This is a genomic window from Cryobacterium sp. Y29 (assembly GCF_002929825.1).
GTDB lineage: Bacteria > Actinomycetota > Actinomycetes > Actinomycetales > Microbacteriaceae > Cryobacterium.
In genome coordinates this window covers 109,408-122,245 of record NZ_PJJN01000026.1, presented here as the reverse complement: position 1 = coordinate 122,245, position 12,838 = coordinate 109,408, and the positions used below count along the sequence as shown (strand labels likewise).

Annotated in this window: 11 protein-coding genes and 2 tRNA genes; 9 read left to right on the top strand and 4 right to left on the bottom strand. The window is 62.5% G+C overall.

The features are described 5' to 3' along the window. Positions 1 to 65 precede the first annotated feature (65 nt). Both CXY74_RS03330 and CXY74_RS03325 read right to left on the bottom strand, forming a co-directional pair. Positions 66 to 1,571, bottom strand: coding sequence for an SDR family oxidoreductase (locus CXY74_RS03330; RefSeq protein ID WP_104199117.1), 1,506 nt, complete (start codon positions 1,569 to 1,571; stop codon positions 66 to 68). Between the two features lie 124 nt (positions 1,572 to 1,695). Further along, positions 1,696 to 3,270 carry an MFS transporter gene (locus CXY74_RS03325; RefSeq protein ID WP_104199116.1) on the bottom strand — a complete coding sequence of 525 codons (1,575 nt, stop codon included), beginning with the start codon at positions 3,268 to 3,270 and terminating at the stop codon, positions 1,696 to 1,698. A 159-nt stretch (positions 3,271 to 3,429) separates the two neighbouring features. Between CXY74_RS03325 and CXY74_RS03320 the strand changes: the two genes are divergently transcribed. The 4 genes from CXY74_RS03320 (at position 3,430) to CXY74_RS03305 (ending at position 7,224) form a co-directional block, all read left to right on the top strand. Beyond that, on the top strand, positions 3,430 to 4,050 hold the full coding sequence (locus tag CXY74_RS03320) for a DsbA family protein (RefSeq protein WP_104199115.1): 621 nt from the start codon (positions 3,430 to 3,432) through the stop codon (positions 4,048 to 4,050). A 9-nt stretch (positions 4,051 to 4,059) separates the two neighbouring features. Next, positions 4,060 to 4,551, top strand: a complete 492-nt coding sequence (locus CXY74_RS03315; protein WP_104199114.1) for a ribose-5-phosphate isomerase — start codon at positions 4,060 to 4,062, stop codon at positions 4,549 to 4,551. A 6-nt stretch (positions 4,552 to 4,557) separates the two neighbouring features. After that, entirely contained in the window at positions 4,558 to 5,559 is a 1,002-nt protein-coding gene (locus CXY74_RS03310; RefSeq protein WP_104199113.1) for an Fpg/Nei family DNA glycosylase, read from the top strand. 72 nt (positions 5,560 to 5,631) lie between these two features. Next, entirely contained in the window at positions 5,632 to 7,224 is a 1,593-nt protein-coding gene (locus tag CXY74_RS03305) for a multicopper oxidase family protein (RefSeq protein WP_104199112.1), read from the top strand. Between the two features lie 75 nt (positions 7,225 to 7,299). Here the strand turns inward: CXY74_RS03305 and CXY74_RS03300 are convergent. Next, a tRNA-Gly gene (locus CXY74_RS03300) sits at positions 7,300 to 7,373 on the bottom strand. Positions 7,374 to 7,557: 184 nt separating this feature from the next. Here CXY74_RS03300 and CXY74_RS03295 point away from each other — a divergent pair. From CXY74_RS03295 to clpX, 5 genes are all read left to right on the top strand, one after another. Further along, positions 7,558 to 7,631: transfer RNA gene (locus CXY74_RS03295), tRNA-Pro, on the top strand. 43 nt (positions 7,632 to 7,674) lie between these two features. Then, complete coding sequence (gene tig, locus CXY74_RS03290; protein WP_158252288.1) at positions 7,675 to 9,087, top strand: trigger factor; 1,413 nt, start codon at positions 7,675 to 7,677, stop codon at positions 9,085 to 9,087. 180 nt (positions 9,088 to 9,267) lie between these two features. After that, complete coding sequence (locus tag CXY74_RS03285) at positions 9,268 to 9,870, top strand: ATP-dependent Clp protease proteolytic subunit (RefSeq protein ID WP_104199110.1); 603 nt, start codon at positions 9,268 to 9,270, stop codon at positions 9,868 to 9,870. Between the two features lie 27 nt (positions 9,871 to 9,897). Continuing rightward, on the top strand, positions 9,898 to 10,581 hold the full coding sequence (locus CXY74_RS03280) for an ATP-dependent Clp protease proteolytic subunit (RefSeq protein WP_104197833.1): 684 nt from the start codon (positions 9,898 to 9,900) through the stop codon (positions 10,579 to 10,581). A 133-nt stretch (positions 10,582 to 10,714) separates the two neighbouring features. Further along, positions 10,715 to 11,992: an ATP-dependent Clp protease ATP-binding subunit ClpX gene (clpX, locus tag CXY74_RS03275; protein WP_104128947.1), complete on the top strand. Its 1,278-nt coding sequence runs from the start codon at positions 10,715 to 10,717 to the stop codon at positions 11,990 to 11,992. A gap of 28 nt (positions 11,993 to 12,020) precedes the next feature. On the opposite strand, the gene CXY74_RS03270 is transcribed toward clpX, so the two are convergent. After that, a complete protein-coding gene (locus CXY74_RS03270; RefSeq protein ID WP_104199109.1) occupies positions 12,021 to 12,791 on the bottom strand; it encodes a hypothetical protein in 771 nt (256 codons plus the stop codon). Positions 12,792 to 12,838 lie beyond the last annotated feature (47 nt).

Sequence of the window (12,838 nt, the reverse complement as noted above, 5' to 3'; positions counted from 1 at the left end):
TCAGGAAAGGACTGGTCCAACTATGTGGCCGCCTGAGGCGCACTCCAGTAGTCGACGGCCCGGTACTACCAGGCGCCGGGCTTGTAATCCTTCAGAAAGACGCCGTAGAGGTCTTCGCCGGCCTCGCCGCGCACGATCGGGTCGTAGACCCGGGCTGCGCCGTCAACCAGGTCGAGCGGCGCGTGAAAGCCCTCCTCGGCCAGGCGCACCTTGGTCGGGTGTGGCCGTTCGTCGGTGATCCAACCGGTGTCGACGCTCGTCATAAGAATGCCATCATCGAGCATTTCCTTGGCGCTCGTACGCGTGAGCATGTTCAGCGCTGCCTTGGCCATATTGGTGTGCGGGTGGCCGGGGCCCTTGTAACCGCGACCGAAAACGCCCTCCATCGCCGACACGTTCACGATGTAGGTACGACGCGCAGCGGATGCCGTCAGCGAGGCCCGCAGACGGCTCACCAGCAAAAATGGTGCGGTCGTGTTACACAGCTGAACTTCGAGCATCTCGAGCGGATCGACGTCTTCGACGTTGGCCGTCCAACTGTTCGCGTCGTGCAGGTCGGGAACAAGCCCGCCGGCGTCGATGGCGGTGCCGGCGGCGAGACGCTCCAGTGACGAAGACCCGGCGGCGAGAGCCAGCCGGGTGAGGTCATCCGCTGTGAGCGCGCCGGCACCGGACGCCGCCGCGAGCAGCGGATGCCCGGAGACCGACGCAGCCAGGGCGAGCGGATGCGCATCATTGGTGTGTCCGAACGACACGATCTCGGGCAGGGGACCGTCGGGCAGCGGAGCATCCTCGGCCTCGACCAGGGGGGAGTACGAGCCGCGCGAGCGTCGCACGGTCTGCGCTGCATTGTTGATGAGAATGTCGAGCGGGCCCTGGGCCGCGACGGAATCAGCCAGGGCGATCACCTGGGCCGGGTCGCGCAGATCGATTCCGACGATGCGCAGGCGGTGCAGCCAGTCCTTGGAGTCGGGCATGGCGGCGAAGCGGCGAACGGCGTCGCGCGGAAACCGGGTCGTGACGGTGGTGTGGGCACCGTCGCGCAGCAGACGGAGTGCGATGTACATGCCGATCTTGGCGCGGCCGCCGGTGAGCAGTGCGCGTTTGCCGGTGAGGTCGGTGCGCGCGTCACGCTTGGCGTGGCTGGAGAGGGCGCAGCTCGGGCAGAGCTGGTGGTAGAACGCGTCGACCACGGTGTACTTCTGCTTGCAGATATAGCACGCGCGCGCAACAAGCAGCTCACCGGCGGTCGCCGCGCTGGTACCGAGGGAAAGCTGGGCGCCTCGGGTCTCGTCGTCGATGCGGGTGGGCGCGCCGGTGGCAGTGGCCGCGATGACGCTGCGATCGGCGTCGGCGATAACCGCGCGTTTCTCGATGCGACGCACCATCTTGACCGACTTGAACATCTTGGCAGTGGCCTGGCGCACAGTGACGAAGTCGGGGCTGTCCGGGTCGATGTCGGTCAAGGAGGCGAGCACGCGCAGGGTAACGGCGAGATCGTGTGGATCGATTCCGGCGAACTCGGCGGCCGGTGCTGCCGACTCGGCGGCGGTAGTGGGCGCAGAAGTCATTAGAAGATTCTACGCGGACCGACTGGGAGCATCTGTGTCAGCGAAACGACGGCGCCCACACGGAAAGCCTATTGCGCGTCCACCTGATCATCGACTGGGCCCGGCGAACAGATACCGGGAAGCACTACACCTTCGTCGATTCCTGAGCCGGAATGGCGCTGGTCGGCGGCTCGAAGGTGTGGTCAAACGGCATCTGGTCGGTATCGAGCAGGGGATTGTCATCTTGCGTTTTGACGAGTTCATGCGCTTCCTCTTCGCTGTTCACGCTCGGCATGGAGCCAGGAAGATGACGGTTGGCCGATTCCCGCAAGAAGAAGATGGCGATCGCACCGATGAACGACGTGCCCATCAGGTAGAACGCCGGCATCATGTCATTGCCGGTGCCCACAATGAGCGCCGCGATGATGAATGGTGTGGTCCCGCCGAATATGGCGACGGCGAAGTTGTACGAAATACCCATGGCACCGTACCTGCTCGCCGTCGGAAACAAGGCAGGCAGGGCGGAGGCGAGGTTGGAGACGTAAAACGTGACCGGGAACGCGATGAATGCCAGGCCGAGCAGAGTCGACCAGACGTCGCCGATACCGATCAGCAAAAACGCCGGGTAGGCCAGTACGACCGTGCTGATCGCTCCGATCCACAGCACCGGTCGGCGCCCGATGCGGTCGGACAGACGACCGGCCAGCGGGATACACAGGGCCATGACGACGAGAATAGGAATCGTCAACGCCGTGCCGTGCAATTCGTCGTAGCCCTTGTTCTCGGTGAGATAGGTGGGCATGTACGAGGTGAGGGCGTAGCCCACCGTATTCGCGGCGGCGACGAGGATCATCGCGATGATGATGTTGCGCCAGTATGCCTTGAAAATGGCGATCGGGTTCTTAGGGGTATCCGCCGTGGCGCCGATGGGATTCTTCTGCGCTTCCTCCTGGGCGTCGAGAGTGGCCTGGAAAGCGGGCGACTCGTCGATCTTCAACCGGAAGTAGATTGCGACCAGGCCGAGCGGCCCGGCGATGAGAAACGGAACCCGCCAGCCCCAATCCTCCATGACCGACTGCCCAAGCGTGAGCTGGAGTACCGAGACGAGTGAGGCACCGATGGCGAAACCGAGGTAACTACCCATATCGAGAAAACTCGCGAAGTAACCGCGTTGTGTGTCGGGCGCGTGCTCGCTGACGAAGGTTGTCGCCCCCGCGTACTCACCACCGGTGGAAAACCCCTGTACGAGCTTGACGAACACCAGCAGAACCGCCGCCCAGACGCCGATCTGGGCGTAACCGGGAAGAATGCCCACGGCAAAGGTCGAGGCGGCCATCAGACTCAGCGTCGTGGCGAGCACCTTCTGCCGACCGATGCGGTCACCCAGCCAGCCGAAGAACACGCCGCCGAGTGGGCGGGCGAAAAAGGTAGCGGCGAAGGTTCCGAGCAGGAACAGGGTTTGAACGGATGCGTCCGCCTCCGGCAGAAAGACCGGACCCATCGTGGTGATGAGGTAACCGAAGATACCGACGTCGTACCACTCCATGGTGTTTCCCACGATGGTGCCACCGAGGGCACGCTTCATGATGGGTTTGTCGACAACATTCACGTCGGATACGGCGATGCGTCGGCGGCGCAAAGTTTTCGCGGGCTTTTTCCTCCCGGTCGAGGCGTTTGTGGCGTCGAAATTCGGGTTGGAAGTACCTCGGTCAGTGGGCATGAAATTTCTCCCGTGGAGATATTGTGCTGCGAAGTCAAGGCTGTACTGCGTCGTGCAGATTTTTTCAGTTGCATAAGAATACCCCCGAAGGGGGGCATTGCCTAAAGAGCAAATCTCGTTGTTGGGGAAGACTCCGCAAGTTCTGCCTAGGCTGGAGGTATGACTGATTCCGTAGATTTCTGGTTTGACCCCTCGTGCCCCTGGGCCTGGATGACTTCGCGCTGGGTGGACGAGGTTGCGCGGCTGCGCAATCTCGACGTGACCTGGCACGTGATGAGCCTCGCCGTACTCAACGAAGACCAGGACGTGAGCGCGGACTATGCGGCGTTCTTTCCGCGGGCGCTCAAGTACACCCGACTCGTCGCCGCCGCTGCCGAACTTCACGGCCAGCCGATGATCAAGGCGCTGTACGACGCGCTCGGCACCCAGATTCACCCGGGCGGTAGCAACAATCCCGACGAGGTCATTCCCGCAGCGCTCGCCGAGGTGGGACTGCCCGCCAGCTTCGCGGCCTTCGCCGACAGTGAGGAGTATGACCGCCAAATGCGCGCGAGCCACTTCGACGGCATCAATCGGGTCGGACAGGACGTCGGAACCCCGGTTATTGCGGTCAACGGTGTAGCGTTCTTCGGCCCAGTCATCTCACCGGCACCCATGGGGGACGCCGCACTGGCCCTGTGGGACGGCGTCGTGGCGCTTGCGAGTTACGACGGGTTCTTCGAGCTCAAGCGCAGCCGTACCCGCGAACCAATTTTCACCCCAGTGGCCAGCACTAAATAGACTGATCACATGCGCATCCACATCGCCACGGACCATGCCGGTCTCGACCTCAGCCACCACCTGATCACGCACCTGAGTGCGGCCGGTCACGAGGTCATCGACCACGGCCCCCAGACCTATGACGCCCTCGACGACTACCCGGCGTTCTGCATCAACGCCGCGCAGGCAACCGTCGACGACCGCGAGTCCGGCATCGAAGCGCTCGGGGTCGTATTCGGCGGTTCCGGCAATGGCGAACAGATCGCCGCCAACAAGGTGTCCGGAGCCCGAGCAGCCCTCGTCTGGAATCTCAGCACGGCCCGGCTCGCTCGTGAGCACAACGATGCCAACGTCATTTCAATCGGGGCCAGGGAACACACGATCGCGGCGGCCACGAGCTTTATCGATGCCTTTGTTGCCGAGCCGTTCAGTGACGAGGAACGGCACACGCGGCGCATCCGTCAGCTCGGCGAGTATGAGCGAACCGGGACCATCGCCGGGAAAAACGTCGACGGCAGGTGAACTGAGGTGCCAGAGGGTCACTCCGTTCATCGCATCACCCGCCAGTTTCAGCGCAATTTCATCGGCCACCGCGTAACAGTCAGCTCGCCGCAGGGCCGGTTCGCGACTGGCGCCACCCAGCTCAGCGGACATTCGGTCACAGATGCTCGCGCCGTGGGCAAGCAGATGTTTCTGGAGTTTGATCACGGATTGTGGTTACGCATCCACTTGGGATTGTATGGCGCCTGGGATTTCAGCGGCGAGGTTCTCATGGATGCCACGATGGCGTCGGCCAACGGCCGGATGGGCCAGACCAACCAGCACGGCACCAAGGTCGCGGTGGGAGCCGAGGCCGCGACCTTTGACGCCGATGGTGAAAATTCGATCTTCAGTATCGGGGCGCCGCGGCGCACGCGGGTGCGTATGTCCGAGCAGGAAAAGGAGATCGAGCCCGTCGATATCTTTCCCCCCGAACCGGTCGGCCAGGTACGGGTGCGGCTGCTCACCGACACGGTGTGCGCCGACCTGCGTGGACCGACGGCGTGTGAGGTGCTCGACCCGGCTCAGGTCGACGCTGTGATCGCCAGGCTCGGACCCGATCCGGAACTGGACAACACCCCCGCGGCCGAGGAACGCTTCGTTTCTGTCGTGCGAAAAAAACCCACGCCGATCGGCCGGCTGTTGATGGACCAGAGCGTGGTCAGCGGAATCGGCAACGTCTATCGTGCCGAAATACTCTTTCGTGCCGGTCTCAACCCGCACACTCCCGCCAAGTCACTCAGTGACGAAACCGTGCGCGCGCTGTGGCAGGACTGGGCACACCTCTTGCATATAGGTGTTGCCACTGGCCAGATGATGACCATGGACAAGCTCGAGGGCACCGGGTACCGGCGCGCCATGAGGAGTCGGGCCCATCGGCACTGGGTCTACAAACGCGAAGGCCTGCCCTGCCGAGTCTGCGGTACGCACATTGTGCTCGAAGAAATGGCGGCCCGCAAACTGTACTGGTGCCCGCGCTGTCAGGCGTAACCGCTCCTGCCACCCCGTGAGGGGACAGCACGCGTGGTACTCGGGTGTCGGGCATGCTGCGAAAATAAAGTCATGATCCATCGTCGATTTGCCCGGCCGCGCCGGCGTGTTGCAACCGTCGTCAGCGGCGCCATTGTCGGAGCGGTCGTACTCACCGTCGCACTGACCGCCTGCTCGAGTGACAACGGCGCCGGCGTCATCGACACCGTCGGCAGCATCGACTTCGTCAATCCGCTCGCGATCCCGCCGCTGGCCGAATCGACCGTGAATGCCGCGGGTGAGCGAGTCTTCGACCTCACCGCCCAAGAGGGAACGAGCGAGTTCGTGCCGGGCATCACTACCAATACCTGGGGCTACAACGGCAGCTACCTCGGTCCGACCCTCGTCGCCGAGCGCGGCGAAAACGTGCGCATCAATGTCTCCAACAACCTGCAGGAAGCTACGAGCGTGCACTGGCACGGCATGAACCTGCCCGCAAAAATGGACGGCGGCCCGCACCAGATGGTCGAGCCGGGCGCAAAGTGGAGCCCGAACTTCACGATCGACCAGCCCGCCGCAACCCTCTGGTACCACCCGCATCCCGACGGCACAACCGAGCATCAGGTGGAAATGGGCCTGGCCGGCCTGTTCGTGATCCAGGACGACGAGGAGGCCGCACTCAACCTGCCCCGCGGCTACGGGGTCGATGACATACCCGTTGTGGTGCAGGATCGCCGCTTCGACGCTCAGGGCCGATTCATCAGCGACGTCCGCGGTTACATCGGTCCGATCGGCGATGAGCTGTTGGTCAACGGCACCCTTGCGCCGTACTTCGACGTGACGACCGAGGTGGTGCGCTTGCGCCTGGTCAACGGATCGTCGGCGCGCGTGTACGACTTCGGGTTCAGCGACGGCCGGTCTTTTGACGTGATCGGAACCGATGGGGGACTGCTCCCTGCGGCGGCACCGATGGACGGCATCCGCTTGTCACCGGGGGAGCGCGCCGAGATCCTCGTGACAGTGATCCCGGGTGAGACTGTGAAACTGCAGTCCACCCCACCCAACCTCGGCACCTCGGCCCGAGCGGCGACCCGCAACGCCGGTGATGACACGCTCGACGTGCTGGAGTTGCGCGCGGCCGACACTCTCGGCAGCATCGGCGCCGTATCGACGACCTTGGCGAACATCGAGCCACTCCAGAAAGCGGATGCCTCCGTCGACCGCTCGTTCACCCTCAACGGCTACACGATCAACAACCGGCTCATGGACATGACACGCATCGACGAGACCGTCGAGGCCGGTGCCACCGAGGTGTGGACCGTCGATAATGCCATGCCGTTGCCACACAACTTTCACGTGCACGCCATGCAGTTTCAGGTACTGCGGGTGGGGACGAAATCGCCGCCACCCGAACTTTCCGGCTGGAAGGACACGATCTATCTCGAGCCGGGCGTGCGCTACGAACTCATCATGCAGTTCGCGGAATATACCGATCCGGAGTTTCCGTATATGTTCCACTGCCACATGCTTGCCCACGAAGATGCCGGAATGATGGGCCAGTTCGTCGTGGTGGAACCCGGTGAGCAGGCCGGTACGCCGCCGACGGCTCACGACGCGAGCGTGCCGAAAGTAAACCGGGCCGTTGGCAGCGGGCCGCGCGTGATCTCGGAGGCCCATGGCCACTAGCGTCGGATATCCGACTAACCGACGAAAGCCGCCAGCTACGGGCTGACGGCTTTCGCTGGGTGCATATTCACTCTGTGGAGGGGACGACGGGAATCGAACCCGCGTCATAAGTTTGGAAAACTCAGGCTCTACCATTGAGCTACGTCCCCAGGCTCAAAATTTGAGCACTCGAACATCGTAGTACAGGAAAGCGGGGGGCGTTTGCCAGTGCGGGCGCATCCGCTCGAACGGCGTGCATTAGACTGGACGAGGTCAATCCGCCTGTCGTGAGCTTTCGCCTGCGCCAACAGATTGGTTCCCCAACAAAGCAGTATCGATGGGTCGACGTAGATCCGGGGCGTAGCTCAGCTTGGTAGAGCGCTCGTTTTGGGGGCGAGAAGTCGCAGGTTCAATTCCTGTCGCCCCGACATTATCCGCAGCACACCGTTTCAATACACAGGAGAGTCTCGAGTGAAGTCCACGGTCGAAAAACTGAGCCCCACGCGCGCCAAGCTCACCATCACGGTGAGCCCCGACGAGCTGAAGCCAGCCATCACCCACGCCTACGGCCACATCGCCGAGGACATCAACATCCCCGGTTTTCGTAAAGGCAAGATCCCGCCGGCCATCATCGACCAGCGCGTCGGCAAGGCCGCTGTCCTGGAACACGCCGTCAACGAGGGTCTCGACGGTTTCTACCGTGCGGCCGTCGAAGAGAACAAGCTGCGCCCCCTGGGTCGTCCAGAGGCCGACATCGTCGAATGGCCGAGCAACACCGACTTCTCCGGTGACCTGCTCCTCGCTATCGAGGTTGACGTACGCCCCGAGATCGACCTGCCCAGCTACGCCGGCCTCAAGCTCACCGTTGATGCCGTCGCGGTATCCGACGAAGAAGTTGCCGAAGAACTCGACAAGCTGCGTAGCCGGTTCGGTACGCTCATCACCGTCGACCGTCCCGCCAAAACCGGTGACTTCGCTCAGATCGACTTGAACGCCGCAATCGACGGCGAAGAGGTCGACACCGCCAGTGGCATCTCCTACGAGCTCGGCTCCGGCGACCTCATAGACGGTATCGACGAAGCGCTCGACTCGCTCAGCGCCGGCGAGACCACGACTTTCAACTCCGACCTCATGGGTGGGGACCACGCGGGTGAGACGGCTGAGATCACCATCACCGTGATCGCCGTGAAGGAGCGCGAGCTTCCCGAGGCGAACGACGACTTCGCTCAGATCTCGAGCGAGTTCGACACCATGGCCGAGCTGACCGAGAGCCTCAAGGTTCAGGTGGAGAAGTCCAAGGCCTTCGGTCAGGGCAGCCAGGCCCGCGAGCGCCTCATCGAGACGCTCCTCGGCTCGGTCGAGGTTCCGATCCCCGCCGCGATCATCCTCGACGAGGTGAACCGTCACCTCGAGGGCGAAAGCCGCCTCGAAGACGACACGCACCGCGCCGAGGTCACCGAAGCCAGCGAGAAGACGTTCCGTCAGCAGATCCTGCTCGACACGATCGCCGAAGCTGAGCAGGTCAAGGTCAGCCAGGACGAGCTCACCCAGTACCTCATCCAGGGTGCAACCCAGTACGGCATGGACCCGAGCGAGTTCGTGCAGACGCTCAACACCAACGGCCAGATTCCGTCGATGGTTGCCGAGGTTGCCCGTAACAAGGCCCTCGCCATTGCCCTGGGTCGGGCTGAGGTCGTTGACTCCAACGGCAAGCCAGTCGACCTGAGCGAGTTCACGGGCCCGGTCGACGAAGAGGGTGCTGGTGAAGAGGATGCAGCTGAGGCGGCCGTTGACGCTGCACCCGTTGACGCTGCACCCGTTGCTGAGGCTGACGCAGAGGTCGACGAGAAGCCGAAGAAGAAGAAAGCCGCTGCTAAGAAGTAGCGTGCGTAGCAATACTCCCTAAGCGCGTGCATGGGCCGGCCGGATTCACTCCAGTCGGCCTTTTGCATGCTGTGGGAGCCTGGGCGTGCGCCCGGTAATCTGCCGAGGGCGAACACAGCCGTTTTCCGCCGCGCGCTCCGATAGATTCATTGAGAAGCGACAACTGAAACGGAGCACGACATGGCCGACCCGACACCCACTAACGGTGTATTTGACCGACTGCTGAAGGACCGCATCATCTGGCTCGGCTCAGAGGTCCGTGATGAAAATGCCAACGAGATTTGCGCCAAGATTCTGCTTCTGGCAGCCGAGGACTCAAAGCGCGACATCTACCTCTACATCAATTCTCCCGGTGGTTCGATTACCGCCGGTATGGCGATCTACGACACGATGCAGTTCGTGCCCAATGACATCGTCACGGTCGGCATCGGAATGGCGGCCTCGATGGGCCAGTTCCTGCTCACCTCGGGCACCAAGGGTAAGCGGTACATCACTCCGAACGCTCGCGTGCTTCTGCACCAGCCGTCCGGCGGATTCGGTGGCACGGCGGCCGATATCCAGACCCAGGCACGCCTCATCCTCGATATGAAGCAGCGACTGTCGGAGATCACAGCCGTGCAGACCGGCAAGACCCCCGAGCAGATCAACGCTGACGGTGACCGCGACAACTGGTTCAGCGCTCAGGAAGCCCTCGAGTACGGTTTCGTCGACCACCTCCGCGCATCCGCTTCGGATGTCATCGGCGGCGGCGGCACCGATCCCGACGCCGACGCCACCAAGTAGTCCGCCGAAACTGAACAGGAAGAAATCATGACTATCCCCACATTCGGTGGAACGGCCTACAGCTCAATGGGCGGCTCAACCAAGAATTCGCCCGAATCCCGCTATATCCTTCCCACCTTCGAAGAGCGCACCGCCTACGGGTACAAGCGCCAGGACCCCTACGCGAAGCTGTTCGAAGACCGCATCATCTTTCTCGGCGTGCAGGTTGACGATGCTTCGGCCGATGACGTGATGGCCCAGCTCCTCGTGCTTGAAAGCCAGGACCCGGACCGCGACATCACCATGTACATCAACTCACCCGGTGGATCGTTCACCGCCATGACGGCGATTTACGACACCATGCAGTACATTCGACCGCACGTGATGACGGTCTGCCTCGGGCAGGCGGCATCCGCTGCGGCCGTGCTTCTGGCCGGCGGTACCGCGGGCAAGCGTCTCGCTCTGCCGAACGCGCGCATCCTCATTCACCAGCCCTCGGTTGGCGGCCAGGGCGGCGGCCAGGCCTCGGATATCGAGATTCAGGCGGCTGAGATTTTGCGCATGCGCGTCTGGCTCGAAGAGACCCTCGCCCACCACTCCAACCGGAGCGTGACGCAGGTCAATAAGGACATCGACCGCGACAAGATCATGAGCGCAGCAGAGGCCCTCGAATACGGCCTCATCGACCAGGTTCTGACCAGCCGGAAGAACCTTCCAATGCTCGTCAAATAGCCTGTGGCCTGAACCGGCCTGACCGGCGCGTCGCCTACGGGCGGCGCGCCGTTTCGGTTTATTGCGTGCTGCACCTAACTGTCGGATGCACGGACTAGGCTAAATTGCAGCGAGACCAATGGAGGAGGCTGACATGGCCCGAATCGGTGAAAGTGCCGACCTGCTCAAGTGTTCCTTCTGCGGAAAGAGCCAGAAGCAGGTGCAACAGCTCATCGCCGGCCCTGGCGTGTACATCTGTGATGAATGCGTCGAGTTGTGCAACGAGATCATCGAAGAGCGCCTGGCTGAAGCTGGCTCTGAAGACACGACCGGCGAGTTTGACCTCCCCAAGCCCAAAGAAATCTTCGGCTTCCTTGAGGAATACGTCATTGGCCAGGAACCTGCCAAACGTGCCCTCGCCGTTGCCGTTTACAACCATTACAAGCGTGTCCGGTCCCGGGCTACACTCACCGCCGCTGAGGCTATCCACGACGACGTCGAGATCGCCAAGTCCAACATTCTGCTCATCGGCCCGACCGGTTGCGGCAAGACCTATCTCGCCCAAACCCTTGCCAAGCGCCTCAACGTTCCCTTCGCCGTAGCGGATGCGACGGCCCTCACCGAGGCCGGCTACGTCGGCGAAGACGTCGAGAACATTTTGCTCAAGCTCATCCAAGCCGCAGACTACGACGTCAAACGGGCCGAGACGGGCATTATCTACATCGATGAGATCGACAAGATCGCCCGCAAGGCCGAAAACCCGTCGATCACCCGCGATGTTTCGGGCGAGGGCGTGCAGCAGGCGCTCCTGAAAATTCTCGAGGGCACGATCGCCTCGGTTCCCCCGCAGGGTGGGCGCAAGCATCCGCATCAGGAATTCATTCAGATCGACACCACGAACGTGCTGTTCATCGTGGCCGGCGCTTTCGCCGGGCTCGAAGACATCATCTCGTCTCGCGCCGGCAAGAAGGGCATCGGTTTCGGAGCTCCCCTGCACGTCAAGGGCGACGACATCAACCTGTTCAGTGAGGTTTTGCCCGAAGACCTGCACAAATTCGGGCTGATTCCCGAATTCATCGGGCGTCTGCCCGTCGTCACGACGGTCACGCAGCTTGATCAAGTGGCCCTCATGCAGATTCTGACCGTGCCCAAGAACGCGCTCGTGCGACAGTACCAGCGCATGTTCGAGCTCGACGGGGTCGAGCTCGAGTTTGAGCAGCCCGCGCTCGAAGCCATTGCCGACCTCGCCGTGCTCCGAAAGACCGGGGCCCGAGGCTTGCGAGCCATCCTCGAAGAGGTACTCGGCCCGGTCATGTTCGAGGTGCCGTCGAGCACCGACGTGGACCGCGTCATCATCACGCGCGACACGGTGTTGAACAACGCGCCCGCTGAGATGGTGCTGCACAAGTCCCGCGACGTAAAATCGGCGTAGGTGGATGTGGACCGCGGAGGTCCTGCGCTCACGGAGATGCGAGCGTACGCTCAGTGGCCGTGTCGCCGGTGGGGGCGAATGAAGTGCGAATCAAGATTCCGGCCGTCGTGCGTTCAATGGTCAACGCGGACAACGCTGCGGCCAGCGCGAGGAAAGCGCCCGTCACTTCGAGTCCCTCTTCGAGAGCGACCATTATGTGGTACGGCAAGCTGGCGCGCGCGAGATCGTTGGCTTGTCCGCCGACCACGATGCCGCCGATGGCCTCGAAACCGACAGCGCCGAGTAAGAATATGATGCCAGCGACGATGAGACGGCGACGGAGATGTCGATTGATTCTCTTGGCGATCCAGAGAACGATCAGGCCGGCAATAACGGCCAACGGCACACCGGCCGTTAGCCAAGCGTACGTAAATCGGCTGCCGAGATCGAAGCGCGCGAGCTTTTCATGAAGCTGGGCGATTTCGTCGGCCGAGAGCACGACGGCTACGGCAGCGAGTAAAAAATAGGGCACGCTACTTGCTCTCTCATTTCGAACAGCGAACCCGATAGTGGCGAGGGAGAGCGCAATGGTGGCTAAGAGCAGCCCTGACGCCCAGGCCCACAGGTTCGCTTCACCGTCAGCATAGATCAGGCTCGCCAGGGCGCTGAGCGCGTCCCACCCCGGGGTCGTGCTGTCGAGGTTGGCGCGCAGGTAGTGCGCGACGAATCCGACCACAAGCATGAGTGTGAAACCGATGGCGGCGATCCAGAAAAGCCGCCGTCGACTCCTGCCCGGAATTGCATCTGTCGTAATGTCCATGGGCAAGGACCGTACGACAAGCCAACGCGCTGCGCACCCCCCAATGT